Source organism: Nonomuraea sp. NPDC052265 (assembly GCF_044547985.1).
Classification (GTDB): Bacteria; Actinomycetota; Actinomycetes; order Streptosporangiales; family Streptosporangiaceae; genus Nonomuraea.
Genome location: NZ_JBIUBJ010000004.1, coordinates 442,210 through 468,786, shown reverse-complemented (window position 1 = coordinate 468,786; position 26,577 = coordinate 442,210). Strand labels below are relative to the sequence as shown.

Below are 26,577 nucleotides of genomic sequence, written 5' to 3'. Positions count from 1 at the left end.
CCGGCATACCGCCCGTCGCGTCGCCCGTCATGCCTGCGCGGTCGTCCGCGCCGTGGCGGCACGTCACCGGCGCGGGCCGGCGCGTGGAGATCAACCCGTGGTTGCCGCGGGCGCCGTGCTCGGTGCGCGCGTGCCTGCCGGAGGAGGCCGTCGCCGCCGGGCGGGCCCGCCGCGCGGCCCGGCTGTGCGCCACCCTGCTGGTCCTGCTGGCCGCCCTGCCGGCCTTCCTCGTCATGGGCGCCGCGCCGCGCCTCTGGCGGGCCAGGACCGTCCAGGCGGCGGCCAGGTTGCTGCTGCGCGCGCTGGGCGTCCGGGTCGAGGTCGTCGGCCCGGTGGAGGCCGTACGGGAGGCGGCCGGGGTGCTCGTCGTGGCCAACCACGTCTCGCTGCTCGACCCGGTGGTCATGCTCGCCGCGCTGCCCTGCCGCCTGCTGGCCAAGCGGGAGGTGCGCCGGTGGCCGCTCATCGGGGCGCTCGGCGCGGCCTGCGGGGCGCTGTTCATCGACCGGGAACGCCTGTCCACGCTGCCCGCCGCGGTGGGCCTGATCCGCGACGCCCTGCTGGCCGGGGAGGTGGTGACCGCCTTTCCCGAGGGCACCACGTCCTGCGGGCGCGAGGTCGGCACGTTCCGGCCCGCGGTCTTCCAGGCGGCGATCGACGCCGGGGCGGCGGTGTGCCCGGCCGTCCTGCGCTACTACGAGGGCGAGAGCCCGTCGAGCCGCGGGAGCTGGGTGGGTGAGGACTCGGTGACCGGGTCCGTCGCCCGGGTGGCCGGGACGCGGCGGCTGCGGGCCGAGGTCCGGCTCACCGCGCTCCTGCGGCCGGCCGCGCCCGACCGCGGGCCGTGCGGACGGGCCGCCCTGGCCCGCGCCGCGGAGGAACGCGTGCGCACCGGCCTCGACTGACCATCCCGGCCCGCGCCGCGGAGGAGCGTGTGCGCGGCGGCCTCGACTGACCGTTACTCGACGTAAGGAATCACCGATGTGGGGCAATTCGCCGCCGTCCGGCCGTGGGCGGAGGTGGCCGCGACGGGTTGTGCTCTGGGGCGCGGCCGTGACGTTCGCCGTGTCGCTCCTGGCCGGCCTGGACGTGCACGATCGGCTCGTGCTGGGCGACATCGTGCCGCTCGGGTCACAGTCCCTGCGGGCGGACGACATCCTCCAGGACGCCTTCCACGCGGGCAACGCCGACCTGGTCGTGATCGCCCGCGCCGCCCGCCCGGTCGACGACCCCGGGATCGACACCGCCGGGACGCGGCTCACCGAACGCATCTCGGCCGACCCCGGGGTGTGGCGGGTCACCTCGTACTGGCGCGGCCACGAGTCCAGGCTGCGCAGCGGCGACGGGCGCGCGGCGGTCGTCCTGGCGCACCTGAGCGGCGACAACGCCGCCCGCAACAACGCCGCCCGCCGGATCATGGAATCCCTGCACGGCCGCTACGGCCCCCTGACGCTGACCGCCACGGGCGAGGCCCAGGTACGCGTCGAGGCGCAGGACCGCAGCGAGACCGACCTGCGCACCGCCGAGCTGATCGCCGCGCCGCTGACCCTGGCCATCCTGTGCGTGGTGTTCGGCAGCCTCGTCGCCGCCCTGCTGCCGGTGCTGATCGGCGCGCTGGCGGTGGTCGTCACGATGGCCGTGCTGCGGCTGCTGACCGAGGTCATGGAGATCTCGGTGTTCGCCCTGAGCATCTCCAGCGCGCTGGGCTTCGCCCTGGCCGTCGACTTCAGCCTGTTCGTCGTCACCCGCTTCCGCGAGCAGCTCGCCCAGGGCCAGGACGCCTCCCAGGCCATCGCCGTCACCATGCGCACCACCGGCCGGGCCATGGCCTGCTCGGCGGCCACCGTGGCGCTGTCCATGTCGGCGCTGCTGCTGTTCCCGTTCACCATCCTGCGCTCGCTGGCCGTGGGCGGGATGACGATCAGCCTGATGGCGGCGGCGGCCAGCCTCGTGGTGCTCCCGGCCGTGCTCACCCTGCTCGGCGACCGGATCAACCGGCTCCCCGTGCCCGGCCCGTGGAACGCCGCGCGCCGCTCCGCGCCGCCGGTGGAGCGCGGGCCCTGGTACCGCCTGGCGATCGCCGTCATGCGCCGACCGCTGGCGGTGGCCGTGCCCACCACCGCGCTGCTGCTGGCCATGGGCGCGCCGTTCCTGGGCGCCCGCTTCGGCACCCTGGACGACCGCATCCTGCCTCCGGGGGCGCCCGCCGCGCTGGCGGCCCAGTCGCTGCGCGCGGACTTCGGCGGGCAGCAGGTCGTCGGCGGCACCATGATCCTGCTGCCGGACCTGCGCCTGACCGGCCAGAACACCACCGGCCCGCTGGACGGTTACGCCAGGCGCCTGGCCGCCACCGACGGCGTGCTCCGCGTGGACACGGCCGGCGGCTCCTACAGCGGGGCCGCCGTCGTCCCCGGGCCGGGCCGGCGGTTCACCGGCGAGGCGGGCACCTGGTTGCTCGTCACCACCGCGCACGAGCCGTACTCGGTGGCCAACAGCGAGCTCGTCCGGTCCCTGCGCGCGATCCCGGCCCCGGGCCAGGCGCTCTTCGCCGGGCCGGGCGCCGAGCTCGACGACCTCAGGCAGAGCATCGCCGGCACGCTGCCCCTGGCCCTGGCGCTGATCGCGCTGACCACGCTGGCCATGGTGACGCTGCTGACCCGCAGCGTCGTGCTGGCCGCCAAGGCCCTGGTGATGAACGTGCTCAGCCTCACCGCCACCTTCGGCGCCCTGGTCCACGTCTTCCAGGACGGGCACCTGCGCTGGCTGGTCGGCGACTTCACCGCCACCGGCAGCATCGACGCCCTCATGCCCACGCTGATCTTCTGCGTCGCGTTCGGCCTGTCCATGGACTACGAGATCTTCCTGCTGTCCCGCATCACCGAGGAGTACCGGAGCCGCGGCGACACCGTCACCGCGGTCGCCATCGGGCTCCAGCACACCGGGCGGCTGTTCACCTCCGCCGCCGTCATCTTCGCCGTCGTCATGGCCGCCGTGGCGACCTCCGGCCTGGCGGTGCTGAAGATGATCGGGGTGGGGATCGCGGTGGCCGTCCTGGTCGACTGCACGCTGATCCGCACGCTCCTCGTGCCCGCCGTGATGCGCCTGGCGGGGCCCGTCAACTGGTGGGCTCCCCGGCTCCCGCGCGGCAGGCGGGGGAGCGGCGACGGCTCTGCGGGGGACCGGCGGCGCGTCCCCGTCGGCGCGGGCGCGGGCGGCCCGGACGGGACCGAGCCCTCAGGACCGCCGGCGGGCACACCATGATGACCACCCGCGCCCAGGACCACCGCCACGGGCGGCCGCCGTCCCGGCCGGGGTTGTCGCCGTGCACGCCGGAGACCTGCGTCGAGCCGCCGGTCACCGCCGCCGGGCCGGTCCGCCGGGCCGCCCGCCTCCTGGGCTGCGCGCTGGCCCTGGGCGCGGCCCTGACCCTGTCGCCGATGCTCCGCCGCCGCCCCGGACCCCTGCGCGGGCGCCTGGCGCGGGGAGCCATGAGACTGATCGTGCGCGCGCTCGGCATCACGGTACGGATCCCGGACGGCGTCCCCGTCCTGACCGGCCAGGGCACGCTGCTGGTGAGCAACCACATCTCGTGGGCCGACCCGCTGATCATGGCGGCCGTCACGCCGGCCCGTCAGCTCGCCAAGCGGGACATCGGGCGGTGGCCGCTCGTGCGGTCGTTGGCCGCGGCCCACCGCACCCTGTTCATCGACAAGGACCGGCCGGCCGCGCTGCCCGCCGCGATCACGGCGGTCGCCGGCGCCCTGCGCGACGGGGACGCCGTGCTGGCCTACCCCGAGGGCACCACCTGGTGCGGGCGGGCCATGGGAGCCTTCCACCCGGCCCTGTTCCAGGCCGCCGTCGAGGCGGGCGCGACCGTGCGGCCGGTGGCGCTGCGCTACCGCGAAGGCGGCGCGCCCTCCACCCGCGCCGCCTGGATCGGGGAGGACACCCTGCCGGTCTCGCTGCTGCGGGTGGTCGCGACCCGGAACCTGGTGGCCGAGGTGACGTTCCTGCCCCCCGTACGCCCCGAGCTCACCGGACGCCCGCGCGAGGACCGGGCCACGCTCGCCGCGGTGACCGAGTCGCTGGTCAGGGACGCCCTCGACCCGGCTTGATCGACATTTGAGGTGTCATAGCCGGACCTGCCCGCCCTCCTGCAGCACACTCGGACACGCCACCCATCCGCCGAGAGAACGGACGGCACCATGACCGACGACCAGATAACAGACGTGCTCCGCGGCCACTGCGCCCGGGTCCTGGGCGTCAGCACGACCCAGATCAGCCCGTACACCGACCTGCGCGAGGAACTGGACGCCGACAGCCTGGACTTCGCCGAGCTGTACGCCGCCGTCGAGGACGAATGGGGCACCTTCGCCGACGAGACCCTTCAGCGGGTGCGGACCGTCGCCGACATGGCCGCCGTCATCCGGCGCCACCTGACAGCGGTGGGCGGCTGATGCGACCCCGGGTCGCGGTGACCGGGCTCGGCCTGCGCACGCCCGCCGGAGCCGGTCCCAAGGAGCTGTGGAACGCGCTGCTCGCCGGGCGCTCCACGGCACGCGCCATCACGTCGTTCGACGCGTCCACGCTGGCGGTGCGCTTCGCCTGCCAGGTCCCGGACCTGGACGTCTCGGCGTACCTGACGGACCGGCAGGCCCGGCGGCTGGACCGGGCGTCGCTGCTGGCGGTGTGCGCGGCGGGCGACGCGCTGGCCGACGCCGGCCATCCGCCGATCCCGCCCGAGCGGCGCGCGGTGGTGGCGGGCAGCTCCTTCTGCGGCACCGAGACGTACGAGTCGGCGCTGCTGGACACGCCCGGTCCCGGCGCGCTGCGCCTGTCGCCGATCTTCATCCCGAAGATCATGCCCAACGCCGGCGCCGCCGCCATCGGCATGCGGTACGACATCCGCGGGCCGAGCATGTCCGTGGTCACCGCCTGCGCCTCCGGCGCGCACGCCGTCGGCGAGGGCGTGCGGCTGATCCGCGACGGCTCGGCCGACCTGGTCGTGGCCGGCGCAGGGGACGCCAACGTCACCCCGGGCATGCTGCACGGCTTCAGCCGGTGCCGCGCCCTGTCCGGCCGCAACGACGACCCCGAGGCCGCCTGCCGCCCCTTCGAGGCCGACCGCGACGGGTTCGTGCTGGCCGAGGGGGCCGCCTTCCTCGTCCTGGAACGCCTCGACGACGCCGTGCGCCGCGGGGCCAGGATCCACGCCGAGCTGTCCGGCTACGGCCGTACCAGCGACGCCCACGACCTGACGGCCCCCGCGCCCGGCGGCGAGGGCGCCCGCAGGTGCATGGACGCCGCGCTCGCCGACGCCGGCCTCGCACCCGAGGACATCGTGCACGTCAACGCCCACGGCACCGGGACCGAGCTCAACGACCTGGCCGAGGCACAGGCGATCGGCCGCGTCTTCGGGCCCGCCGCCGTGCCGGTGAGCTCGACCAAGGGGGTGACCGGCCACGCGCTCGGCGCGTCCGGGGCGATCGAGGCCGTGGCGTGCGTGCTGGCGATCGCCGAGTGCACCGCCCCGCCGACCGCCAACCTGGACCGGCTCGACCCGCGCTGCGACATCGACGCGGCGCCCGTGCCCCGCCCGATCGCGAGGGGGCCGGTGATGTCGAACTCGTTCGGCTTCGGCGGCCACAACGCCACGCTGGTCCTCTCACCCGCGAGCTGACCGCGTCCGCCGGACGGTCATCCCCGCCGGGAGACGAACACGCAGAACGGATGACCGGCGGGGTCGGCGTAGACCCGCAGGGGCTCCTCGCCGTCCTGACCGGCCATACGCGCGCCTCCCGTGATCGTCCCGTCCGTCATGCTCTCTGCGAGGGAGGGCGGCAGCTCAAACGCGGCGGGTTCACCAGGTGACCGGCAGGGAGGCCACGCCGTAGATGGTGGCGCGCGGCCGCATCGGCACCTCCTCGGCGGGCACGGCCAGCCGCAGACCGGGGAAGCGGCGCAGCAGCGCCGGGTAGGCCAGCCGCATCTCCAGCCGGGCGAGCTGCTGGCCCAGGCACTGGTGGATGCCGTGGCCGAAGCCGAGCTGCCGGTCGGCCTCGCGGGTGACGTCGAAGCGGTGGGGGTCGGGGAAGCGGGCCGGGTCGCGGTTGACGACCGGCAGGGAGAGCGTCACGGTCTCCCCGTCCTTGATCGTCTGCCCCGCGAGCGGCACGTCGGCCCTGGCGACCCGGATCGGGCCGAGGTGCACGATGCTGAGGTAGCGCATCAGCTCCTCGACGGCGGTCGCCGCGACGCCGGGGTCGGAGCGCACCAGCTCCGCCTGCTCGGGGCGGCACAGGAGCAGGAACGTGCCGAGGCCCAGCATGTTCGCGGTGGTCTCGTGGCCGGCGGTCAGCAGCAGGGTGGCCACCCCGGTCAGCTCCTCGTGGTTCAGCTCGCCGCCGGAGACCAGCTCGCTGAGCAGGTCCTGGCCGGGCTCGGCCCGCTTGCGGGTGACCAGCTCCGACAGGTAGCCCATCAGCTCGGCGCCCGCCGCGCCGCGCTCCTCGGGGGAGTTGTCCAGGTTCACCGCCCGCGCGGTGGTGTCCTGGAAGCGCGTGCGCTCCTCGTACGGCACGCCGAGCAGCTCGCAGATCACCAGCGACGGGATCGGCAGCGCGAAGGCGCTCACCAGGTCCGCCGGGGCTCCCGCGCGTTCCATCTCGTCGAGCCGGCCGTCGATGATCTCCTGGATCCTGGGCTCCAGGAGCCGCATCTTCCGCATGCTGAAGCGGCCGGTGAGCAGCCTGCGGTAGCGGGAGTGCTCGGGGTCGTCCATGGCGATGAAGAAGCCCGGCGGGATCACCAGGTCGGCCAGGCCCTCGGGCGGCGTCAGCTCCTTGATGGGCGGCGCGGCGCCCTGGGAGGTGTTGCTGAAGCGGGGGTCGTCGAGCACCGCGCGGGCCTCGGCGTGGCCGGTGACCAGCCAGCCGGGACGGCCGTCGGCGTAGATCATGCGGTGCAGCGGTCCGTGCAGCCGGGCCATTTCGGCGGGCGGCTCGAACGGGTCCTCGCGTTCGAGCGGCAGGTTCTGGAGGATGTCCATGCCCCCAGAAAACCGCAGAGACTGCGAAATTGCAACCTATGCATAAAAGCAGGCCATGCAGTAGGGTGGCGCCGTGGAAGGTCATCGCGAACGCAAGAAGGCCCGCACCCGCCGCGCGCTGCTGGAGGCCGCCGTCCGGCTGTTCGCCGAGCGGGGGTACGAGCGGACCACCGTCGCCGACATCGCCGCCGCGGCCGACGTGGCGCCCCGCACCTTCTTCGCGTACTTCGCGAGCAAGGAGGACGTGCTCTTCCTCCAGGCCGCGGACCGCGAGCGGGCCATGCTGGAGGTGATCGCCGATCGCCGGCCGGGGGAGCCGCTGGGGGAGCTGCTGAGCCGGATGTTCGAGTCCCTGGTGGGCGGCCTGGCCGCGGACGACGAGCTGGACTTCGCGCTGTCGCCGCTGCGGGCGCGGCTGGTGGTCGCCGAGCCCGCGCTGCGCGCCCGCGGGCTGACGCTCATGATGGAGACCCAGCCCCGGCTGGCGAGCGCGCTGTGCGAGGTCTTTCCCGAGCTGGATCCGGTGTCGGCCGGGGCGGCGGTCGGCGGCTTCATGGGCGCGCTGGCCGTGGCCGGGCTGGTCGCCCAGCAGCAGGGCGGCTCCGAGGACGACGTCCTGGCCGCCGGGCGGCGCGGGATCGAGGTCGCCGTCAACGGCCTGTCGAGCCTCGACCGTCCGTGACCCGCGCCTGTCCGCCGGTCGCGGGCCGGTCGAGCAGCCACCGCTCGACCGCCGCGCTCATCCGGCCGCCCGGCCTTGGCCGGGTATCACCGGGCACTCGGCCGTGTATCGGCCATGTATGGGCCATGTATCAACGCCCGTAGGCTGACATCAACCCCCACGAAATCGGAGAGAAGTCGTGCCACGACACGTTCTCACCGGCGCTCCCGGCGCCGGGAAGACGGCCGTCCTGCGCCTGCTGGAGGTCAACGGGCACACCGTCGTCGAGGAGGCGGCCACGGACGTCATCGCCCTCGGCGAGGCGCTCGGCCGCGAGGAGCCCTGGCGCGAGCCCGCCTTCGTCGACGAGGTCGTCACGCTCCAGCGGCGGCGCCAGGAGGCCGTGCCCGCAGGCGGTACGACCGTCTTCTTCGACCGCTCGCCGGTCTGCACGCTGGCGCTCAGCCGCTATCTCGGGTTCCGCACGTCGCGCCTGCTCGCCGGCGAGGTCGAGCGGGTGGTGGCGCGGGGGACGTACGACGGGAAGGTCTTCTTCGTCCGCAACCAGGGATTCGTCCGGGCCACCTCCGCCAGGCGGATCAGCTACGAGGACTCGCTCGACTTCGAGCGCCTGCACGAGCGGACCTACCGCGACCTCGGGTTCGACCTCGTCGAGATCCCCGCCGCGCCGCTGGCCGACCGGGTCGCGCTGATCGAGCGCGGGGCGGGGGTCAGCCCACCCGGCCGCTCTTGACCAGCGCCCAGCACAGCGAGGCGAACGCGCCGGTGGTGGTGATCGTGCGGACCAGGTTGTAGGCCGACCACCGGGCCTCGTCGAACGCGCGGCGCACGGCGGCCAGGTCGGCGATCCGGTCCGGGTCGCCGGCCGCCTTGATGGCGTCGTTGAGCGGCACGTTCACGGCCACCGTGAGCACGAAGGCGACCAGGTAGAGCACCAGCGCGACGAGGATCCAGGGCAGCACCGCGCGCACGTTCTGGCCGAGGTGCAGGGCCGCCGCCAGGCCCGTGAAGAACAGCGCGCCGATGAAGCTGAGCATGAACCAGGGATTGAGGATCGCCCGGTCGATGGCCTGGAACGCCCCGACGAACGTGCGGTCGTCCGTCGCGCCGAGCCCACGCATGATGGTGTGCGTGTAGAGCCCGAAGACGCCCGCCGCGAGCCCCGTCGCCATGGTCGCCGCGATGAGCACGACGGTGCGCAGAACCGACATCAGTGTTTCCCCCTACTCGTCCCGCGCCCGGCCTCCCGGACGCGCGAGGACAAGTCAACGCGAGAGCGGGGGAGCGCGGCCATGGCCGAGACTCTCCCGCCCATACGCCAGGATCCAGGCCGCCCCCGGGCGCGGGCGCGCGGTCACGGCGCGGGCGGATCCCGGCGCGGGGTGATCATAGCGAAGGACAGGTACTCGCCCTGATCGGCCTCCAGCATGGCGATCGTCGCCGTCTCCCGCCTGGCGCGCGCCCACAGCAGCCAGTCGTGCCATCCGCCGTCCTGGAGGCGCGCGGACGTCAGCGTGACCAGCTCGGTGATCTCCCACGGGAAGCGCCACCACTCGGCCGTGTGCCAGGCGATCGCCTCCCAGCCGACCAGGGCCTTGATGTGGGCGGGGATGTGCCCGAGGTCGCGGACCTCGCGGGTCATGCCGGGCGCCCCGCGACCCTCACCTGGTGAGGTGCGACAGCAGGGCGTTGGCGGCCGGATTGGCGGGGACGGGGGCGCGCCCGGCCAGCACGACCGTCCTGGCCGGGTCGGGCTGGCGGATCCGCACGGTGGGCAGCCCCTCCTGCTCGGCCACCCGCCGGGGGACGATCGCCACGCCGATCCCGGCCCGCACCAGATCGACCAGCAGCCGGATCTGGGTGACCTCGCAGGTGATCTGCCGGTGCAGCCCGCACCCGGCGGCCAGCCGGCGCACCGCGGTCTCCAGCCCGGTGCCGGCCTTGAAGTCCACGAACGGCTCCTCCGTCAGCTCCGACAGCAGCGCCCGCTCCGCGCCGGCCAGCCGGTGGTCGGGAGAGGTCATCAGCACCAGCTCCTCCTCCCAGGAGTCGAACACGGCCAGGCCCGCCGGCAGGTCGGCGCCGTCGAGCGCCAGGTAGGCCAGGTCGAGCTCGCGGCCGAGCAGCGCGTCGAGCAGCCCGGCCACCGGGGCGTCGCGGACCGAGATCTGGATGCCGGGCCGCAGGCGGTGGAAGGCGGCCAGCTCGGCCGGCAGGTCGACGCTGGTGAGCGTCTGGATGGTGCCGATCGCCACCCGGCCGGTGGCCAGCCCGGACACGGCGGACACGGCGTCGCCGGCCGCCGCGGCGTCGGCCAGCAGCGCCCGCGCGGCCGGAAGGAAGGCGTGGCCGGCCGGGGTGAGGATCGGCCGCCGTCCGGTGCGCTCGAACAGGTCGGCGCCGAGCTCGCGTTCGAGCTTGCGGATGGACGTGCTGAGCGCCGACTGCACGATCAGCTCGGCCCTGGCGGCGGCGGTGAAGCTGCCGTGCGTGGTGACGGCGACGAAGTGGCGGAGCTGGCGCAATTCCATCCATCTACATTAGCGATGGCAGCCAGCGAGATGATGTGTTGGATCGATCGGTATGCGCGGGGACATCCTGGTCCGCATGGAACAACACGTACCCGTCTTGTGGTCGGCCGCCTATTGCTCCCGCCGTCCCGCCCCGGTCCGGCTCGCGGGGCGGGGGCTGCTGAAGCTCCTCGACTTCGTCCGGATGCTCGCCCTGGCCGACCACCCGACGTTCGTCTCGCACTGAGGGGCCGTCAGCCCGAGTTCTCGCGGTGCCGCAGGAGGAGCAGCGCGATGTCGTCGGTGTGCGGGGCGTGGTCGAGCAGGGTCCCGGCGATCTGCTGGAGCTGCTCGCGCGGGGCGCTGGTCAGGTACGCCGCCAGCGTCCCGATGGCCTCGTCCAGGTCCACGCCCGGCGCCTCGACCAGCCCGTCGGTGTAGAGGGCCAGGACGGCGCCCGGCGGGAACGGCACCTCCACCGTGGCGTAATCGGCGTCGGCGTCGATGCCGAGCAGCAGGCCCGCGGGGATGTCGATGATCTCGGCCGGCATGTTGGGCGGGCGCAGCAGCGGCAGGGGATGACCGGCGTTGGCCGCGCGCAGCGTGCGCAGGCGCAGGTCGAAGTAGATGAGCAGGCAGCTCGTGAACAGGTCGGTGTCCAGGTCCATGAGCAGCCGGTTGGTGTGCTGGAGGACGTCCCCGGGGCTGGCGCCGACGGCGGCGTGGGCGTGGATGGCGGTGCGCACCTGGCCCATGAGCGCGGCGGCCGTCATGTTGTGGCCCTGGACGTCCCCGATGACGGCGGCGGCGGTGGTCTCGTTGAGGCGGATCAGGTCGTAGAAGTCGCCGCCGATGCCGACGCCGCGGGTGGCGGGCACGTACCGGGCGGCCACCTCAAGGCCCGGCATGTCGGGCAGGCTGCCGGGCAGCAACGAGGTCTGCAGGCTGTGGGCCAGCCGGTCCTTGGTGTCGTAGAGGAGCGCGCGGTCCAGGGCCTGGCCCATCAGCCCGGCCAGCGTGGTCAGGGTGGAGCACTGCTCGGCGGTGAACGGCCGCGGATGGTCGAAGGCCAGCAGGCAGACGCCGAAGGTGTCGTCGGAGACGGTCAGCGGCAGGAAGGCCCAGGCGGCCATCCCGTCCTCCTGGGCGGTGTCGGGGAAGGACTGGCGCAGCTCGGCCCGGTCGGCGAAGAAGGCCGGCTCGCCCGTGCGGACGACCTGCTCGGCGGGGCTCGGCACGGCCAGGGTCTGGCCGTCGAACCGGTCCAGGATCTCGGGGACGTAGCCGAAGGAGCCGACGATCCTCATCCGGCCGCTCTCGGCCCGCATGATCGCCATCGCCCGCGCCTTGAACACCGGCATGACATGGTCGGCGATGAGATCGACGACCTCCCGGACGTTCAGCGCCCGGGTCATCGCCGAGGCCATGTGCAGGAAGTTGTAGAAGACGTCGGCCCGCGGCAGCTCCGAGTTGCCCGCCGGTCTGGACCGCGCGGGCAGTCGCGCGGGCAGGTCGGTCGCCGAGGGCGTGATGCGCAGGCTCAGGCCGGTCGGGTCCGGATGCAGGACGAACTCCAGCTCGTGGCCGTCCGGCCGGCGCGCCGAGCAGGCGGCGACCTGCTGGCCGACCACCGCCGCGCGGCAGCGGTCCTGGAACGCCGGGTCCTTCAGCCACGTCGCCGTCTCCCACAGCGGCGTGCCGAGCAGCTCGGAGACGGCGGTGCCGAGCAGGTCGGCGGCGGCGGGGCTGGCGAAGGTGACGACGCCGTCCAGGTCGAGCGCGACCGAGCCGTCACGCAGCCGTTCCAGGTAGCCGGCCGCGGCCACCGCCTCGTACGGGTCGGGCATCGGCGGCGGCACCGGGGTCAGCACGCGCGGCTCGCCCACCGGGCACACCGGGTACCCGCTGTCGGCGGCCTGCTCCAGGACGGCGGCCAGGCGCTCGCTCGTGCCGCCGATGACCTCCAGCTCCGGCCCGCTCAGCTCGGCGGGCCGCCCGTCCGGCCAGAGCAGGATCCACGAGCCCCACATGCGGGAGTCGCTGTGCAGGGGCACGGAGACCGAGGCGAAGGCGTACGGGAAGGCCAGGGCCGTGCCCGGGAAGCGGCAGGCCATCTCCTGCGCGGTCGGCACCCAGACCAGCCGTCCCTGGCGCACGGCGGCGGCCACGGGCGCCCCGGCGTCCAGCCTGACGGTGGTCCACGGCCCGACGAGCTGCGTGGGCAGCCCGATCTCCGCCTCCATCACCAGGACCTGCGGGGAGCCGGTCAGGAGGTACACCGCGCCGATGTGCGCGCCGGTCTCGCGGGCGGCCTGGGCGAGCGCCTCGTCCAGCGCCGAGGTGTACGGCAGGGTCCCCTCGTCGGCGTGGCCCCCCACGGACTACCTCGTTCCGTCCTGCGCTGACGTCGGCGCCGCGTCCCGTTGATCGCCCATAGGACAACTGTAGATATCCGTATTGGGGGTGATGGTGACCGTTGCCGGATTCTGGCGAAGTGGTGGGAGGAATATGAGCTTTGTGGTGGCCCGGGCGGGCGGCCGTACGGCGGGGGCAGTTGGCCGGATTGTGACAAAGCGGCGGGGTTCTCGGTCAGTTGATCGCTGTCTACACTCCGGTTCGGATGCCAAGCCACCCCGCCACCGGGGAGGGGAGGCGTCCAGCTCGTCACCCACCGGGGAGGGTCATCGATCTCTCCGGCATGCGCGCGTGGGGGTGACATGACGTCCTGGGCCGGTCTGGCGGGTTCGTGCAGCTCCTCGGCCAGGAGGTCTTTGTGTTGTCCCGTTCGTTCTCATCCCGTTTACGCCGGTTGACATCGGTAGCCGTCGGGCTCGGTGTCGTGATGGCCATGAGCCCGGCCGTGGCGCGGGCCACGCCCACCCCGCCCGCGAAATGGCGGTCCGTGCCGCTCACCGGCGCCGAGGTGGTCGAGGGCGCCAAGTCCCCCACCGGCAAGCTCGCCAAGAGCGACGCGGCGCTGCTGAAGGTCACCTCGCCCGCGCCCGTCAACGTCATGGTCAAACTGGACTACGACTCGCTGGCCGCCTACCAGGGCGGGCTGGCCGGGCTCCCGGCCACCAGCCCCGCCGTCACCGGCAAGGCCCTCGACACCAGGAGCGCCGAGGCCAGGAAGTACGGCACCCACATCCAGGACGTCGAGGACGCCTTCCTGGGCGAGCTGGCCAAGAAGATCCCCGGAGCCGTCGCCGGCCAGCGCGTCAGGACCGTCTACGGCGGCATCGCCCTGCGCGTCCCGGGCAGCAAGGTGGCCGACGTGCTGCGGCTGCCCGGCGCGGTCGCCGTCCAGGAGGACAGACCCCAGCAGTTGCTGACCGACTCCAGCCCCGAGTTCATCGGCGCCGACACCATCTACGGCAAGCTCGGCGGCAGCTCCTCCGCGGGCAAGGGGGTGATCGTCGGCGTCCTGGACTCCGGCGCCTGGCCCGAGCACCCCTCCTTCGCCGCCGCTCCCGGCCTGCCCGCCCCCGGGCCCACCAAGGACGGCACGCCCCGCGTGTGCAACTTCGGCGACAACCCGCTGACCCCGGCCAGCGACCCGTTCACCTGCAACAACAAGCTGATCGGCGGACAGCCGTTCATGGAGACCTACAACGCCGTCTACGGCGGCGAGGTCTACGCCGACAGCGCCCGCGACTCCAACGGCCACGGCACCCACACCGCCAGCACCTCGGCGGGCGGCCCGGTCGCCGACGCCAACCCGCTGGGCATCAGCCGCGGCCCCATCCACGGCATCGCCCCGGCCGCCGAGGTCTCGGTCTACAAGGTGTGCGGCGCGCAGGGCTGCTTCCCCTCCGACTCGGCGCAGGCCGTGGCGCGGGCCGTCCTGGACGGCGTACGCGTGATCAACTTCTCGGTCTCCGGCGGCAGCGACCCCTACAGCGACCCGGTCGAGCTGGCCTTCCTCGACGCCTACGCCGCCGGCGTGCTGGTCTCGGCCTCGGCGGGCAACTCCGGGCCCGACGCCGGCACCACCGACCACCGCGGGCCCTGGGTGACCACGGTGGCCGCCTCCTCGCAGTCCCGGACCTTCCAGTCCACGGTCACGCTGTCCGGCGGCGGCGCCACGGCGACGATCAAGGGCGCCTCCATCACCGCGGGCCTGGCCTCGCCGCTGCCCGTCGTCCTGGCCTCGGCGCCGCCGTACTCCCGCGCCGCGTGCGACGTCCCGGCGCCTCCGGGACTGTTCAGCGGGAAGATCGTCGCCTGTGAGCGCACCCCCAACCGCGTGCTGAAGAGCTTCAACGTCCGGCAGGGCGGCGCGGCCGGGATGATCCTCTACAACACCTTCCCGTTCGACGTCTTCACCGACGCCCACTGGCTGCCGTCCGTGCACGTCGACAAGCCCGGGGCCGACACCCTGCTGACCTTCCTCGCCGCCCACCCCGGCGCCACCGCCTCCTTCACGCAGGGCGCCAAGTCCACCTGGCAGGGCGACGCGATGGCGCACTTCTCCTCGCGCGGCCCCGGCGGCGACTTCCTCAAGCCGGACGTCACCGCGCCCGGCCAGCACATCATGGCGGGCATGACGCCGACCCCCGAGTCGCCGCTGGAAGGCCCTCCCGGCAACCTCTACCAGGTCATCTCCGGCACCTCGATGTCGGCGCCGCACGTGACGGGCTCGGCGGCGCTGGTCTTCGCCCTGCACCCCACGTGGACGCCCGGCCAGGTCAAGTCGGCCCTGGAGACCACGGCCAAGACCGCGGTCACCAAGCAGGACAGGACCACCCAGGCCGACCCGTTCGACATGGGCGGCGGGCGCATCGACCTGACCAAGGCCGGTGACCCCGGCCTGACCCTGGACCAGGACGCCGCCGGCTTCGTCGCCTCGGCCACCGACCCGCTCAACCGGATCGACCTCAACCTGCCCTCGGTGAACGCGCCCACCATGCCCGGCGTCATCACCGTCAGGCGCACCGTCACCAACACCACCGGCTCGTCGCTCACCTTCACCGCCTCCGGCACGACCGTGAGCGGGGCCGCCGTCACCGTGCTGCCGCCCGTGTTCACCGTCGCGCCCGGCAAGAGCGTCAAGCTGAGCATCGTCATCACCGCGCCGGAACTGCCCGACGGCCAGTACTTCGGCCAGGTCGACCTCAAGCAGGCCGGCGGCTCGCGCGCGCTGCACCTGCCGGTGGCGTTCTACCGCAAGCAGGGCGCGGTGCCGGTCGACCAGACCTGCGCCCCGGACACGATCGCCAGGAACACCGGCGAGTCCACCTGCACGGTCACCGTACGCAACACCACGTTCGAGGACGCCGAGGTCACCGCGCTCAGCACCCTCGACGCCCGCCTGCGCCTGAACAGTGTCACGGGCGCGACCAAGGTCGGCACCCAGATCGCCACCACCAAGGCGACGCTGGCCGCCACCCAGCCCGCCAAGCCGGGGATCGCGCCCGGCGCCGGGCCCGCCGGCTACATCCCGCTGGACGCCTTCGGCGTCACGCCCACCCCGATCGGCGACGAGCAGGCGCTCAACTTCACCGTGCCCGCCTTCCAGTTCGCCGGACGCGCCTACACCAGGCTCGGCGTGACCTCCGACGGCTACAGCGTCGCGGGCGGCGCCGTCGGCGACGACGTCTCACCGACGCCGCAGACGCTGCCCGACCCGGCGCGCCCCAACGGCGTGCTCGCCCCCTACTGGACCGACCTCGACGGCACCGCCGCGCCGGGCGTCCTGGCCACGATCCTCACCGACGGGGTCAGCGACTGGCTGGTGGTGGAGTGGCGGCTGAACCTCTACGGCACCACCGACCTGAAGGTGTTCCAGCAGTGGATCGGGCTCAACGGCGTGGAGGACATCAGCTACGCCTACGACCCGGGCAACCTGCCCGGCTCGCCGCCCGCCGCCTACGGCCTGACGGTCGGCGCCGAGAACGCCGAGGGCACCGCGGGCGCCCAGATCTCCGGGCCGCCCACCCAGGACCTGGTCGTCAGCAGCACGCCGGGCGCGCCCGGCGGCAGCCTGACGTACTCGATGAAGGTCAAGGGGGTCAGCGCGGGGGCCGGCAAGATCACGACCGCCACCTCGACCCCGCAGGTGAAGGGCATCACCGTCGAAGTGGACAAGATCACCGTCCAGTGATCCACCGGTGGCCGCGGGTGGCGTACGCCCCCGCGGCCACCGCGGGACGGCTGGTCCAGGTCGGCGCCAAGTCGTTCTCATGTCGTCGCCAAGGGCGGTCGCCGAGCATCGGAACTGTCACCCGATCCCGGACGACTCAGACAGGAGACGGACATGTCGCCATCCACCACCGCGGTCCCCGCCGGCCGGGCGCTCAGCTCGGCGCTGCTCGGCGGGGTCGGCGTCCTGCTCACCATGGACGTGATCGGCGCTCTCATCGCGGTCGCCGCCGGGCTGAACCCGACGTTCCTGGACGCCCTCGGCCCCCAGGCGCGGCTGTCCGCGCCGATCCCGATGATGGTCGCGCAGGTCGTGCTGGTCGTGGGGGCGACCCGGAGCCGCCGTGGCGTCGCGGTCCCGGCCGCCGTCCTGCTGGCGGTCGCGGGGGTGCTGGCCTTCGTGTCGGGGTTCTACGACGGCGGTTACGCCGCCGAGCTCACGGCCGGGCAGCGGATCTACCAGATCGCCCTGGTATCGGCGCACCTTGCGGTGGCCGTCATGGCGGCGCTCAGGCTCGCCGGACTGCTCCGCCGGCCCGCGCGCGCCGCGCGTACCTCCTAGTGGGCCGCCTCGTACTTCTCGACCACGGAGGCCGCGATCCGGCCGCGCTCGCTGACGGGCAGGCCGTTGGACTTGGCCCACTGCCGGATCTCCGAAGACTTCTCCCGGCTCAACGCGCGGCTGCCGCTGACGGCCGCCCGGCGGCCACGCCCACCGCGATCCACGCGAACAGGACGGGCCTTCACGATGAAGGGCGCCAGTGCTTTCCGCAGCGCGTCCGCCTTCTCCTCATGAAGGTCAATCTCGTAGCTGCTGCCATCGAGTGCAAAGACGACGGTCTCATGAGCCTCCCCACCGTCTACATCGTCGATGAGAATCTCTTGAATCTGCTTAGCCATGGCGGCACTCCATGCTCGATACGGTTGTTGCGTACTGTAGCGCTCTTCAGTAGCGTGCGGGCAACCTACCTCGGCCCGGCGCCGGTGAACGAGGAGAACGCGCCGGGCGCACCGACTGTCAAAGGCATTTCAAACGCGGCCCGCACCGCGTGCGCCCGGCGGTGTCACGGGGGTCGCCTTGCGTATCTCACCTGGGAATGCCCACGTCACGTTCCTGGTCGCGGGCCGGGCGGGCGGTCGCCGCGGACGCCGGGTCGCCCGGCGCGCGCACGCGGACGGGGGAGGGGCGGGAAGGCGGGAGCTGTGGCGGCGCGCACCTTATCGAAGATGAATTCAAAGGTGTGCGGCAATGTGTGCGCGCGGCTCGCGTGTGCGCGCCACCGGCGCTTCCCGGCATCGGCACACGGTTTTCCGGCGCCACGCGAGCCGTGCGGCGGGTGGGCCCTATGGCGTCAACTCCGGGCAAGCCGCAGAAGTGCACGCGCGAATGGGACGGGCCGGGCCCGCCTTCTGTCCCTTTATTTCCGGCCGATTTATCGGCGGCGGGACGGGCCGGGGCGCGTGACAATGAACTGATGCGCTACCTGGATGCGGCGGACCCGCCGGCGGTGCGGGCGGCCTGCCACGGCGGGCGCCGCGGGCCCCGCCACTCCGCCGGCTGAACCCCGCTCAGGCGCCGTCGGGTTCGCCGCCCGCGGCCCCGGCAGGGGTTCCGAGAGCGGTTTCGGTGGCGCGGGTGAGGAGGGCGCGGCGTTCCGGGGCGCTGTGGGCGACGGCGGCGGCTTGGCGGAACAGCGCCGCCGCCCGCACCCGGTCGCCGTCGCGCGCGGTGAGGTCGGCCTCGGCGGCGATGGCCAGCGGGTGGCCGTCGAGCTCGGCGCGCGAGCGCTCCAGCAGCGCGAGCCCGGCCCGCGGCCCGTGGGCGTACCCGTGCGCGACGGCCCGGTTCAGCTCCACCACCGGCGTGGGGTGGAGCCGGGCCAGGTCGTCGTAGCAGCGGGCGATCCGTGACCAGTCCGTGCCGGGCAGCGAGGACGCGGTGGCGTGGCAGGCGGCGATGCGGGCCTGGAGCCCGTACGGGCCGTCACCCCCGATCGCGGTCAGCAGGGCGAGCCCCTCGCCGATCGCGGCCCGGTCCCAGCGGGAGCGGTCCTGCCGGTCGAGGGGGACCAGGTCGCCGGCGGCGTCGCGGCGGGCGTCCCGGCGGGAGTGCTGCAGGAGGAACAGCGCCAGCAGCGCCGTCACCTCCTCCTGCTCCGGCATGAGCCGCCGGAGCAGGCGTGCCAGCCGGATCGCCTCCTCGGCGAACGCGGGCTCGCCCCCGGCGTCGTATCCCTGCGTGAACAGCACATAGAGCACGGCCAGCACCCCCGGCAGCCGCTCGGCCAGCGCCGGCCCCTGCGGTACCCGGTACGGGATGCCCGCCTCGGCGATCTTCCGCTTGGCCCTGGTCAGCCGCCGGGTCATCGCCGACTCGGTGACCAGGAAGGCGCGGGCGAGGTCGGCGGCCGGCACCCCGCAGATGGTCCGCAGGGTCAGCGCCACCCGCGACTCCAGGGCCAGCGCCGGATGGCAGCACGTGAAGACGAGCCGCAGCCGGTCGTCCACGACCTCCTCCTCCCGCCCGTCGCCGGGCCCGTCCTGGACGGTCAGGGCGAGCGCCGCCAGCTCGGCCAGCTTGCGGCGCTCCACCGTGACGCGGCGCAGCGCGTCGATCGCGCGGTTGCGCGCCACCGTCATCAGCCAGCCGCCCGGGTTGGACGGCACGCCCTCCTCCGGCCACCGCCGCACGGCCAGCGCCAGCGCCTCCTGGGCGCAGTCCTCGGCCAGCGTCCAGTCACCGGTGACCCGGATCAGGGCGGCGACGATCCGCGGGTACGCCTCCGCCGCCGCCTCCTCCAGGTGTCGCCTCACTGCTCGAAATCGGCGAACGGCCGCAGCTCCAGCCGTCCGTGCCTGGCCATCGGGTGGGTGCGGGCGACCTCGACGGCCTCGTCCAGGTCGGCGCATTCGAGCAGGTCGAAGCCCACGATCACCTCCTTGGTCTCGGCGAACGGCCCGTCGGACAGGACCAGCTCGCCGCGCCGCACGCGCACGGTGGTCGCGGCCGACTCCGGCGCCAGCACCGCGCCGCGCACCCGCCGCCCGCGGGCGTCGTTCTCGGCCACCCACGCCTCGACGTCGGGCAGGTTGTCCTGGTCGGTGTCGGGCTCGGCGTCGGTGCAGACGAACATCATGTACTTCATCTCGTGCTCCTCGGTCGGACGGCGTCTCACCATGGTGACGAACGGGACCGACGGAACCGGACGACGCCCCGGGAATTTCTTTCCGGGCGGCGGCAGGAGGGTCAGGCCGACAGGACGCGGCGCGCGTCCGGGCGGGCGGTCCGGCGGCGGCTGCGCAGGTCCAGGGTCAGCAGCGAGCCGAGCCCGGTCTGCTCCAGGACGACCTCGTCGCAGAGCTGCTGGATGACCCACAGGCCGTACCCGTGGGAGGCGGTCGGGTCGAGGTGGGCCGCGGCCAGGTGCTCGTGGGTGAGCCGGCCGGCGACGTCGAGGATCTCGACGACCACGCCGTCGGCGCCGCCGCGGGAGGTCACCATGCCCGTCCTGCCGCCGTGGTCCAGCACGTTGGTGACCGCCTCGTTGACCGCCACGACCAGGTCCTCCAGCCGGTCGCCGGGCAGTCCGCAGTGGCGGCCGTGCACGCGGATCAGGTCCCTGATGAGGGCAAGGTCAGTGCTGATGGGGCACTGTAGCTCGAACTGAAGGGTCATGATCGTCTCGCGTGCGGGGTCGGGTGGGGCGGTGGGCCTGTCTCCAGCTTTCCCGCCGGCGGCCACTCAAACGTGTACCGCCGCCGTTCGCCAATCGGCGGCATGACGGACGCAGGACAGGGTAGCGCCATAAGTGCAGAAACTTCCGGCACGCCCACGGTCCCGAGACGAACCCGGAGGCTGACGAATGCGGCATGGCGACGGCGACCAGAGCACGGGCATCGACCATCGCAAGGGGAACGGGCAGATCACGGGAAGCGGGGGCGGCCTGGGCAGGGCCGCGCTGTGGCCGGCCTCGGTGCTGACCGCGGCGGTGACCGCCGACCTGCTGCGGCGCCGGTTCGCGCCCGCCCGGCTGCGGCTGGCGGAGGCCGCGTACGAGCTGCTCGAACGTACGGGCGTGCGCCCCGCCAGGCCGCGCCTCACCGACCGGGAGCGGCTGGACCGCCAATTGCTGACCTGGCGCCAGGCCCATCCGGAGACCCCGTGGTCAGGGGGCCGCATGGGCCCGGCCAGAACCGGCGGCGGCTGACCCGCGTCCCACCCGGGCGGGTCAGCCCGGCCCGGCCGCGGTTCGGCGGGCGGTCTCGGCGATCGCCTGGCCCGCGTGCAGGTGGGAGCGCTCGCCGTCGTGGTCGAGGATGGTGAGGAGCTCCACCGGCCCTTCGTGGGCGCCGACGGCGTGCGGGGTCATGGTCGAGAACTCGGCCGCCTCGCCCGCCGGCACCAGGACGTTTCGCTCGCCCAGCAGCAGGCGGGCCGTCCCGGACAGGACGGTGAACCATTCGCGCCCCGGATGCACCCGCGGTTCGAGCGGCCGGTCGGGGGTGATGCGCATCTTGGCGACCGTGACGCCGTGCAGCGAACGCTCCCGGGACAGCAGCCACACGGTCATCCCCGGATGGTCGCAGGGGAGCGGCCGGATCACCACGTCCTCGTCCTCGGTGGACTCGACGAGCTGGTCGAGCGTCGTGCCGAGGGCCCGCGCGATGGGGACGAGCTGGTCGAGGGCGATCCGGCGGTGGCCGGTCTCGATGCGGCTCAGGTTGGACGGGCTCAGCCGGCACCGCGCGGCCAGGGCGTCGAGGGACCAGCCGCGGGCCAGCCGCAGGCCGCGGATGCGCCGGCGGACCACCGCGTCCAGGTCGACTTCTTGCGTCATAGGCAAGAGTGTATGCCTCATGCGCAGGAGAGCCCTACGGTGAAGACATGGAAGGACACTCTCACCACGGACACCACCACGGCGGCGAGTCACGGCTGGCGGACCTGCTCGACCTGGACGCCGACGTGCTCGGGACGTACCTGGACGAGCTGACAGCCTGGATCGGCGAGCAGGCCGTACGGCCCCCGCGGACGGTCGCCGACCTGGGCGCCGGCACCGGCACCGGCACGCTGGCCCTCGCCCGGCGGTTCCCCGCCGCCGAGATCGTCGCCGTCGACCAGTCGCCGGTGATGCTCGACCGGCTGCGCTCGGCGGCGCTCGCCCAGGGGCTGGGGGAGCGGGTGCGCCTCGTCCAGGCCGACCTGGACGAGGCCCTGCCCCCGACCGGCGGGGCCGACCTCGTGTGGGCGGCCCTGTCGCTGCACCACGTCAAGGACCCGGCACGGCTGCTCGGCGAGGTCCACGCCGCGCTGCCCCCCGGCGGGCTGCTGGCGGTCGTCGAGATGGACGGCATGCCGCGTTTCCTGACCGACGAGGCCGGGGCGGCGCTGGAGGCGCGCTGCCGGGAGGCGGTGGCGGCCACGGGCCCGGACCCGTACCCCGACTGGGGGCCGTTCCTGGAGGCGGCAGGGTTCGAGACGGCCGCGCGGCGTGACTTCCCGATCGAGGTGCGCCCGGCGTCGCCGGACGGCGTCCGCTACGCGCACGCCGTGCTGAGCGGCTACCGGTCCCGGCTCGACGGGCAGCTGGCCGCCGCCGACCTCGCCGCCCTCGACCGGCTGCTCTCCGGCGACTCCCCGGAGGCCCTGCGCCACCGCGACCTCGTCGTACGCGGCACCCGGACCGCCTGGGCCGCCCGCCGTCCCTGACCCGGCGCACGCCCTCGGCGACGGTCCGAACAAGGGTGAGGTGCCCGGGTCGTGTTCGTCGGGCCGATACGTTGGGGTGCGTGACGACTGTTCCGTTTGGCACCCCCCAGGTCGTTCGTTCGGAGACGTCCAGGCTCGCCTGGCTGGACGCCCTCCGCGGCATCGGCGCCCTCGCCGTCGTCGGCGAGCACCTGACCACCTGGGCCATGCCCTGGCTGCGCCCGACCTTCTTCAACCTGGGCGTGTACGGCGTCCTGGTGTTCTTCCTGGTCAGCGGCTACATCATCCCGTCGTCACTGGAACGGCACGGCGACGTGCGCGCCTTCTGGGTCGGCCGCGCGTTCCGCCTCTACCCGCTCTACCTCGCCGTGATCGCCGTGGTCCTGGCCCTGTCCTGGTGGATCCCGGTACGCCCGGAAGTGCCCAGGGACGCCTCCTCGGCCGCGGCGCACGCCACGATGCTGCTGGACGTCGTCGGCGTCGCCGGGGTCATGAACACGATGTGGACCCTCTCCTACGAGATGGTCTTCTACCTGATGGTCACCGCCCTGTTCGTGACCGGCGTACGCGACCGGCGCGGCCTGGTCGCCGTCGCCTTCGGCGTGACCGCGGTCGTGGCGGGCCTGGCGCTGAGCGCGGCGCCGCTGGCCGGCGGCTGGCTGGCCTGGGTGTCGTTCGCGGTGTTCGCCGCCGGGCTGGCCTGCGTCATCTCCGGACGGCTGCGCAACACGGCGGCGTGCGCGCTCGGCGTCATGGCCCTGGCCCTGCTGCTGCTGAGCAGCCGCGTCCCCTGGTTCGGGGCGGCGATCCTGGCGGTCATGTTCACCGGCACGGCCCTCCGCCGCTGGGAACGCGGCCAGGGCTCCCTGTGGCCGGTGGCCCTGGCCGCGTCGCTGGTGACGGTCGCCCCCGTCTGGGCGCTCAGCGCCGGATGGTGGTGGGTGCAGCCGGACGTCTGGGGCACGACCGTCGTCCTGGCGGGGCTCACGTTCGCGGCCGGTCTGGCCTGGCGGGGCCGCCGGGTGCCCGCCGTGCTCACCTGGCTCGGGCTCATGAGCTACTCCCTCTACCTGGTGCACCTGCCGGTGCTCATCGTGGTGATGGAGGTGGCGGGGGAGATGCGCTGGTCACCGCTTCCCCTGCAGATCGGCGTCAGCGTGCTCTTCCTGGCCCTCGTGCTGCCGGGCAGCCGGCTGACCTACCGCTTCCTCGAACGCCCGATGCAGCGGCTCGGCCGCCGCCTGACCGCCTCGTAGGGGCCGCTACCGGCGCGGGTCGAGGACGAGCTTGCCGGTCGTACGCCGCTCCCGCAGCTCCGCGTGCACCTGCCGCACCCCCCCCGGCCTGGACCCGGCCGGTGCGGCGGACCAGCCACCACACGGTCAGCCCCTGGGCCGGCAGGGCCACCGCCGCGACGTCGTCGAGGTCCTCGGGCACCGTGAAGGCGCTCGACGACCTGGCCGCCCACCACTGCGACCTGCGCGGTGACGGCCCGCCCGGCCTGCCCGAGGCGCTCGCCCAGGTGCGCGGGCTCACCTTCGCCCTGTGCGCCAGGGCCACCCCCGACCCCGGCCGCGCGGTCGCCGGCGACGACCCGGCGGCGCTGGCCCCGAGCGTGGCCGCGGCCTTCGACCGCCTCGGCCTCCTCGCGCCCGCCCCCTGATCTCCCTCAGAGCCCCGCTCAGCGCACGTGCACGCCGATCAGGCAGGTGTCGTCGTCGGTGTCGGAGTTGCAGTGGGTGAGCAGGTCGTCCAGCCGGTGCTCGAGCGTCGAGGCCGTCCGCGAGGCGACGGCCAGCAGCCGGTCCTGGGCATGGCGCAGGTTGTGGTCGCGACGCTCGATCAGGCCGTCGGTGTAGAGCAGCAGCGTGTCGTCGGCCTCCAGCTGGATCCGACCCTCCTCGTAGCCGGCGTCGGCGAACGCGCCGAGCAGCGGGCCCTTGACCATCGGCAACTCGGTGCCCCGCGAATCGCGCAGCAGGATCGGCGGCAGGTGCCCGGCCCTGGCCCAGCGCAGGACGCGGGTGGCGGGGTCGTACACGCCGCAGATCGCGGTCGCGGTCATGCGGTCGGTGAGGTGGCGGGCGACCAGGTTGAGCCAGCTCAGCAGCTGGGCCGGGCCCGCGCCGGTGGTGGCCAGGCCGCGCAGGGCGTTGCGCAGCACCACCATGCCCGTGGCGGCCTCGACGCCGTGCCCGGCCACGTCGCCCACCGACAGCAGGACGCGCTCCGACGGCAGGACGACCGCGTCGTACCAGTCGCCGCCGACCAGGTCCTCCTTCTGCGCCGGACGGTAGCGGACCGCGATGCGCAGCCCGAAGGAGTCCATGCGGCCGTGCGAGGGCGGCATGATGGCGTGCTGGAGCTGCAGGGCCAGGCGGTTGCGGGCGGCGGACTGCCGTTCGGTGCGGGCCAGCCGGTCGCGGGTGACGGCCAGCGCGACCTCCGTCCAGTGTTGCGGCGAGACGTCCTGGTACGCCCCCCGCAGCGCCGTCAACCGGCCGTCCGGGGCGAACACCGGCTCGGCCACCACGCGCAGATGCCGGGCCGCCCCGCCGGGGCGTTCGAGCCGGAACGCCGTCGCGGCCGGACGCCGGTGATGCAGCACCGTGCGCAGGAAGAGGCCCACGGCCACCTCGTCGTCGCGGTGCACGTGATCGCGCAGGCGTTCCAGCGGGACCGGCCGGGCGTCCGGCGGCAGGCCGTACAGGGAGAACATCTGGGCGTTCCACATGATCTCGCCGGTGAGGGCGTTCTCCTCGAAGCCGCCGATGCGGCCCAGGCGCTGGGCGTGCTCCAGCAGGCGGGCCTGGTCGTGGTCGCGCCGGACGAGCAGCACGCTCCCGCCGTGGCGGGTGATGCTCACCTCGGCCGTGCAGGTCGCGGTGAAGCGCATGTCGGCGGCGCGGAACGGCTCGCCGGTGGCGTGCACGTGCTCGATCCTGCCCAGCAGCTCCCCGGCCGCGAACGGGTACGCCTCCAGCAGCAGCCCGCCCGCCCGCACCGCCGACCGCGCGTTGGCGTGATGGACGCGGAAGTCGGCGACGTGGCCCTGCGGGTCGAGGTGCGGCAGCAGGACGAGCGCCGGGTCGGGCATGGAGTCGGCCAGGGCGGCCAGCTCGGCCAGGGCGGCGCCGGCGCGCACCGGCGGGCCGGGGGAGTTGAGGGTGAGGGCGCACAGGCCGGCCAGCGCCTCGATCTGGCGTTCCATCCTGGGCGTGGGCCGGGGAGGGTCGTCCGGCCAGCAGATCTCCAGGACGCCGAGCACCCGTCCGCCCAGCCGGGCCACGGCGGTGACGCGACCTCCGGTGAGCTGGTGGCGGCCGATCGACGCCGGACCCGGCGCGGGGTGCCACAGCGTGCGGCGCTCGATCAGCGTGCTGGTGGCCGGCGTGATCAGGCCCGGCGGGACCTGCCGCCAGAGCCCGGCCTCCTCGGCGCTGAAACCGGCGTGCCCGGCCAGCGTGAGCGAGGTGTCCGGCCCGGCCGCCCACACCGCGACCGCCGTCGCGCCGATGGGCAGCAGGGCCGTCTCCAGCACGGCGTGCGCCGCCGCCTGCACGTCCGTGGCGCCGAGCGCGGCGCTCTCGGCCGTCCGCAGCCGCACCGCCGCCTCCGCGTGCCCGGCGGGCGGCTCCGGACCGCCGTCGAGCTCGGCGGCGCCGGTCAGGGAAAGGTCGGCGATGGGGTCGCCGGCGGCCCGGTTCACGATGTCGGCCGCCAGCTCGGCCTGCGACCGCCCGGTCCGGGCCGCGAGCGTGGCGAGCTGGTCGGCGGCCTGCGCCGGGGCGCAGCGCAGGCGTTCGACCAGGATGCCCTTGGCCAGCTCGACCAGCGCGCGGTCGTCGGCCGCGCGGCGGACCTCGTGCAGCTCGGCGCGCAGGCGTTCGACGGTCGCGGCCAGCCTGGCCAGGCTCGCCGCCTCCTCCGCCCCCGCGCGCCCGCCGGTCACACGGAACGTTCCGCGGCGGCCCTGGCGGCGGCCACCGCCTCCTCGACGGTGTCGTGCACCGGGACGTGCGCGAGCACCCCGGTGATGTCCAGCAACCGGGCGGGCAGGGGCTGCACGGCGGCCAGGCGCACCGCGCCGGACCTCCTGAGCCGGTCGGTGGCGAAGGCCAGCAGGACGTGCAGGCCCGAGCTGTCCACGAACGGCACCCGTGCCAGGTCGAACACGACGTGGCCGGGCTCGCGACTTTCCCTGAGGAAGTTCTCGAACTGGCCGCGGTTGGTGGCGTCGAGCTCCCCGGACACCACGATCACGGTCACGCCCGGCCGCTCCCGGCGCAGGAGCGTCAGTGGTGGCATCGCCGTCGCCCACCGCTCTCCGGACGGGACACGACCTGAGGAGGGACGCCGCCCGGCGGCCGGCCATGACCGGCCCCGGCGGGGGCCGGAGGTGTCGAGAAGCCGCGTCCCGCGGGGGGCGGAGCAGTCACGCAAGCAGGATAGCCTCCCGGGGTCGCCGGGGACATCCCGTCGGCGGACC

The 26,577-nt window shown here is 74.1% G+C and carries 26 protein-coding genes; 14 read left to right on the top strand and 12 right to left on the bottom strand.

What is annotated here, in order from left to right; genetic code table 11:
- Window positions 1-29: 29 nt before the first annotated feature.
- From ACIHAD_RS15755 to ACIHAD_RS15735, 5 genes are all read left to right on the top strand, one after another.
- Window positions 30-905, top strand: a complete 876-nt coding sequence (locus tag ACIHAD_RS15755) for a lysophospholipid acyltransferase family protein (protein WP_397355132.1) — start codon at window positions 30-32, stop codon at window positions 903-905.
- A 148-nt stretch (window positions 906-1,053) separates the two neighbouring features.
- A complete protein-coding gene (locus ACIHAD_RS15750) occupies window positions 1,054-3,261 on the top strand; it encodes an MMPL family transporter (protein WP_397355131.1) in 2,208 nt (735 codons plus the stop codon).
- Window positions 3,258-4,115 carry a lysophospholipid acyltransferase family protein gene (locus ACIHAD_RS15745; protein ID WP_397355130.1) on the top strand — a complete coding sequence of 286 codons (858 nt, stop codon included), beginning with the start codon at window positions 3,258-3,260 and terminating at the stop codon, window positions 4,113-4,115. Before ACIHAD_RS15750 ends, ACIHAD_RS15745 begins: the two co-directional genes overlap by 4 nt.
- A gap of 90 nt (window positions 4,116-4,205) precedes the next feature.
- On the top strand, window positions 4,206-4,457 hold the full coding sequence (locus tag ACIHAD_RS15740) for an acyl carrier protein (RefSeq protein WP_397355129.1): 252 nt from the start codon (window positions 4,206-4,208) through the stop codon (window positions 4,455-4,457).
- Window positions 4,457-5,680 (top strand): beta-ketoacyl-[acyl-carrier-protein] synthase family protein, encoded by a 1,224-nt coding sequence (locus tag ACIHAD_RS15735; protein WP_397355128.1) that lies wholly within the window; start codon window positions 4,457-4,459, stop codon window positions 5,678-5,680. Before ACIHAD_RS15740 ends, ACIHAD_RS15735 begins: the two co-directional genes overlap by 1 nt.
- Before the next feature lie 180 nt (window positions 5,681-5,860).
- Here ACIHAD_RS15735 and ACIHAD_RS15730 read toward each other — a convergent pair whose 3' ends face one another.
- Window positions 5,861-7,048: a cytochrome P450 gene (locus ACIHAD_RS15730; protein WP_397355127.1), complete on the bottom strand. Its 1,188-nt coding sequence runs from the start codon at window positions 7,046-7,048 to the stop codon at window positions 5,861-5,863.
- A gap of 73 nt (window positions 7,049-7,121) precedes the next feature.
- On the opposite strand from ACIHAD_RS15730, the gene ACIHAD_RS15725 reads away from it, so the two are divergent.
- Both ACIHAD_RS15725 and ACIHAD_RS15720 read left to right on the top strand, forming a co-directional pair.
- Window positions 7,122-7,730, top strand: a complete 609-nt coding sequence (locus ACIHAD_RS15725; protein WP_397355126.1) for a TetR/AcrR family transcriptional regulator — start codon at window positions 7,122-7,124, stop codon at window positions 7,728-7,730.
- A gap of 178 nt (window positions 7,731-7,908) precedes the next feature.
- Window positions 7,909-8,463, top strand: coding sequence for an AAA family ATPase (locus tag ACIHAD_RS15720; RefSeq protein WP_397355124.1), 555 nt, complete (start codon window positions 7,909-7,911; stop codon window positions 8,461-8,463).
- Here ACIHAD_RS15720 and ACIHAD_RS15715 read toward each other — a convergent pair.
- From ACIHAD_RS15715 to ACIHAD_RS15705, 3 genes are all read right to left on the bottom strand, one after another.
- The gene (locus tag ACIHAD_RS15715) at window positions 8,441-8,941 is read right to left on the bottom strand and encodes a DUF1772 domain-containing protein (RefSeq protein WP_397355123.1); all 501 of its coding nucleotides are present in this window, start codon (window positions 8,939-8,941) and stop codon (window positions 8,441-8,443) included. The genes ACIHAD_RS15720 and ACIHAD_RS15715 overlap by 23 nt on opposite strands.
- Window positions 8,942-9,084: 143 nt before the next feature.
- The gene (locus tag ACIHAD_RS15710) at window positions 9,085-9,372 is read right to left on the bottom strand and encodes a hypothetical protein (RefSeq protein WP_397355122.1); all 288 of its coding nucleotides are present in this window, start codon (window positions 9,370-9,372) and stop codon (window positions 9,085-9,087) included.
- A gap of 19 nt (window positions 9,373-9,391) precedes the next feature.
- Window positions 9,392-10,261: a LysR family transcriptional regulator gene (locus ACIHAD_RS15705; protein ID WP_397355121.1), complete on the bottom strand. Its 870-nt coding sequence runs from the start codon at window positions 10,259-10,261 to the stop codon at window positions 9,392-9,394.
- Between the two features lie 76 nt (window positions 10,262-10,337).
- On the opposite strand from ACIHAD_RS15705, the gene ACIHAD_RS15700 reads away from it, so the two are divergent.
- Window positions 10,338-10,487: a hypothetical protein gene (locus ACIHAD_RS15700; RefSeq protein ID WP_397355120.1), complete on the top strand. Its 150-nt coding sequence runs from the start codon at window positions 10,338-10,340 to the stop codon at window positions 10,485-10,487.
- A gap of 7 nt (window positions 10,488-10,494) precedes the next feature.
- Here the strand turns inward: ACIHAD_RS15700 and ACIHAD_RS15695 are convergent, their stop codons facing one another.
- Window positions 10,495-12,618 carry a SpoIIE family protein phosphatase gene (locus ACIHAD_RS15695; protein WP_397355119.1) on the bottom strand — a complete coding sequence of 708 codons (2,124 nt, stop codon included), beginning with the start codon at window positions 12,616-12,618 and terminating at the stop codon, window positions 10,495-10,497.
- Between the two features lie 470 nt (window positions 12,619-13,088).
- Between ACIHAD_RS15695 and ACIHAD_RS15690 the strand changes: the two genes are divergently transcribed.
- Both ACIHAD_RS15690 and ACIHAD_RS15685 read left to right on the top strand, forming a co-directional pair.
- On the top strand, window positions 13,089-16,343 hold the full coding sequence (locus ACIHAD_RS15690; RefSeq protein ID WP_397355118.1) for a S8 family serine peptidase: 3,255 nt from the start codon (window positions 13,089-13,091) through the stop codon (window positions 16,341-16,343).
- A gap of 153 nt (window positions 16,344-16,496) precedes the next feature.
- Window positions 16,497-16,943 (top strand): hypothetical protein, encoded by a 447-nt coding sequence (locus ACIHAD_RS15685; protein WP_397355117.1) that lies wholly within the window; start codon window positions 16,497-16,499, stop codon window positions 16,941-16,943.
- Here ACIHAD_RS15685 and ACIHAD_RS15680 read toward each other — a convergent pair.
- The 4 genes from ACIHAD_RS15680 to ACIHAD_RS15665 form a co-directional block, all read right to left on the bottom strand.
- A complete protein-coding gene (locus ACIHAD_RS15680) occupies window positions 16,940-17,281 on the bottom strand; it encodes an Lsr2 family protein (RefSeq protein WP_397355116.1) in 342 nt (113 codons plus the stop codon). The two genes, ACIHAD_RS15685 and ACIHAD_RS15680, sit on opposite strands and share 4 nt — an antisense overlap.
- Before the next feature lie 669 nt (window positions 17,282-17,950).
- A complete protein-coding gene (locus ACIHAD_RS15675; protein WP_397355115.1) occupies window positions 17,951-19,195 on the bottom strand; it encodes an RNA polymerase sigma factor in 1,245 nt (414 codons plus the stop codon).
- Window positions 19,192-19,527: a YciI family protein gene (locus tag ACIHAD_RS15670; RefSeq protein ID WP_397355114.1), complete on the bottom strand. Its 336-nt coding sequence runs from the start codon at window positions 19,525-19,527 to the stop codon at window positions 19,192-19,194. Before ACIHAD_RS15670 ends, ACIHAD_RS15675 begins: the two co-directional genes overlap by 4 nt.
- A 101-nt stretch (window positions 19,528-19,628) precedes the next feature.
- Window positions 19,629-20,057, bottom strand: coding sequence for an ATP-binding protein (locus tag ACIHAD_RS15665; RefSeq protein ID WP_397355112.1), 429 nt, complete (start codon window positions 20,055-20,057; stop codon window positions 19,629-19,631).
- Window positions 20,058-20,244: 187 nt separating this feature from the next.
- Here ACIHAD_RS15665 and ACIHAD_RS15660 point away from each other — a divergent pair, with 187 nt between their 5' ends.
- Window positions 20,245-20,589: a hypothetical protein gene (locus ACIHAD_RS15660; protein ID WP_397355111.1), complete on the top strand. Its 345-nt coding sequence runs from the start codon at window positions 20,245-20,247 to the stop codon at window positions 20,587-20,589.
- 21 nt (window positions 20,590-20,610) lie between these two features.
- On the opposite strand, the gene ACIHAD_RS15655 is transcribed toward ACIHAD_RS15660, so the two are convergent.
- Window positions 20,611-21,219, bottom strand: coding sequence for a helix-turn-helix domain-containing protein (locus tag ACIHAD_RS15655; protein ID WP_397355110.1), 609 nt, complete (start codon window positions 21,217-21,219; stop codon window positions 20,611-20,613).
- Between the two features lie 47 nt (window positions 21,220-21,266).
- Between ACIHAD_RS15655 and ACIHAD_RS15650 the strand changes: the two genes are divergently transcribed.
- From ACIHAD_RS15650 to ACIHAD_RS15640, 3 genes are all read left to right on the top strand, one after another.
- Window positions 21,267-22,088, top strand: coding sequence for a class I SAM-dependent methyltransferase (locus tag ACIHAD_RS15650; protein WP_397355109.1), 822 nt, complete (start codon window positions 21,267-21,269; stop codon window positions 22,086-22,088).
- 80 nt (window positions 22,089-22,168) lie between these two features.
- The gene (locus tag ACIHAD_RS15645; protein ID WP_397355108.1) at window positions 22,169-23,344 is read left to right on the top strand and encodes an acyltransferase family protein; all 1,176 of its coding nucleotides are present in this window, start codon (window positions 22,169-22,171) and stop codon (window positions 23,342-23,344) included.
- A 101-nt stretch (window positions 23,345-23,445) separates the two neighbouring features.
- Window positions 23,446-23,751: a hypothetical protein gene (locus ACIHAD_RS15640; protein ID WP_397355107.1), complete on the top strand. Its 306-nt coding sequence runs from the start codon at window positions 23,446-23,448 to the stop codon at window positions 23,749-23,751.
- An 18-nt stretch (window positions 23,752-23,769) separates the two neighbouring features.
- On the opposite strand, the gene ACIHAD_RS15635 is transcribed toward ACIHAD_RS15640, so the two are convergent.
- Window positions 23,770-26,040: a SpoIIE family protein phosphatase gene (locus ACIHAD_RS15635; RefSeq protein WP_397355106.1), complete on the bottom strand. Its 2,271-nt coding sequence runs from the start codon at window positions 26,038-26,040 to the stop codon at window positions 23,770-23,772.
- The gene (locus ACIHAD_RS15630) at window positions 26,037-26,396 is read right to left on the bottom strand and encodes an STAS domain-containing protein (protein ID WP_397355105.1); all 360 of its coding nucleotides are present in this window, start codon (window positions 26,394-26,396) and stop codon (window positions 26,037-26,039) included. Before ACIHAD_RS15630 ends, ACIHAD_RS15635 begins: the two co-directional genes overlap by 4 nt.
- Between the last annotated feature and the right edge of the window lie 181 nt (window positions 26,397-26,577).

Excerpts from the sequence above, each read along its gene's own strand:
- ACIHAD_RS15755 (WP_397355132.1), top strand. The coding sequence starts at position 30 with ATGCCTGCGCGGTCGTCCGCGCCGTGGCGGCACGTCACCGGCGCGGGC.
- ACIHAD_RS15745 (WP_397355130.1), top strand. The coding sequence starts at position 3,258 with ATGATGACCACCCGCGCCCAGGACCACCGCCACGGGCGGCCGCCGTCC.
- ACIHAD_RS15740 (WP_397355129.1), top strand. The coding sequence starts at position 4,206 with ATGACCGACGACCAGATAACAGACGTGCTCCGCGGCCACTGCGCCCGG.
- ACIHAD_RS15735 (WP_397355128.1), top strand. The coding sequence starts at position 4,457 with ATGCGACCCCGGGTCGCGGTGACCGGGCTCGGCCTGCGCACGCCCGCC.
- ACIHAD_RS15730 (WP_397355127.1), bottom strand. The coding sequence starts at position 7,048 with ATGGACATCCTCCAGAACCTGCCGCTCGAACGCGAGGACCCGTTCGAG.
- ACIHAD_RS15715 (WP_397355123.1), bottom strand. The coding sequence starts at position 8,941 with ATGTCGGTTCTGCGCACCGTCGTGCTCATCGCGGCGACCATGGCGACG.
- ACIHAD_RS15710 (WP_397355122.1), bottom strand. The coding sequence starts at position 9,372 with ATGACCCGCGAGGTCCGCGACCTCGGGCACATCCCCGCCCACATCAAG.
- ACIHAD_RS15705 (WP_397355121.1), bottom strand. The coding sequence starts at position 10,261 with ATGGAATTGCGCCAGCTCCGCCACTTCGTCGCCGTCACCACGCACGGC.
- ACIHAD_RS15700 (WP_397355120.1), top strand. The coding sequence starts at position 10,338 with ATGGAACAACACGTACCCGTCTTGTGGTCGGCCGCCTATTGCTCCCGC.
- ACIHAD_RS15690 (WP_397355118.1), top strand. The coding sequence starts at position 13,089 with ATGAGCCCGGCCGTGGCGCGGGCCACGCCCACCCCGCCCGCGAAATGG.
- ACIHAD_RS15685 (WP_397355117.1), top strand. The coding sequence starts at position 16,497 with ATGTCGCCATCCACCACCGCGGTCCCCGCCGGCCGGGCGCTCAGCTCG.
- ACIHAD_RS15680 (WP_397355116.1), bottom strand. The coding sequence starts at position 17,281 with ATGGCTAAGCAGATTCAAGAGATTCTCATCGACGATGTAGACGGTGGG.
- ACIHAD_RS15670 (WP_397355114.1), bottom strand. The coding sequence starts at position 19,527 with ATGAAGTACATGATGTTCGTCTGCACCGACGCCGAGCCCGACACCGAC.
- ACIHAD_RS15665 (WP_397355112.1), bottom strand. The coding sequence starts at position 20,057 with ATGACCCTTCAGTTCGAGCTACAGTGCCCCATCAGCACTGACCTTGCC.
- ACIHAD_RS15660 (WP_397355111.1), top strand. The coding sequence starts at position 20,245 with ATGCGGCATGGCGACGGCGACCAGAGCACGGGCATCGACCATCGCAAG.
- ACIHAD_RS15655 (WP_397355110.1), bottom strand. The coding sequence starts at position 21,219 with ATGACGCAAGAAGTCGACCTGGACGCGGTGGTCCGCCGGCGCATCCGC.
- ACIHAD_RS15650 (WP_397355109.1), top strand. The coding sequence starts at position 21,267 with ATGGAAGGACACTCTCACCACGGACACCACCACGGCGGCGAGTCACGG.
- ACIHAD_RS15630 (WP_397355105.1), bottom strand. The coding sequence starts at position 26,396 with ATGCCACCACTGACGCTCCTGCGCCGGGAGCGGCCGGGCGTGACCGTG.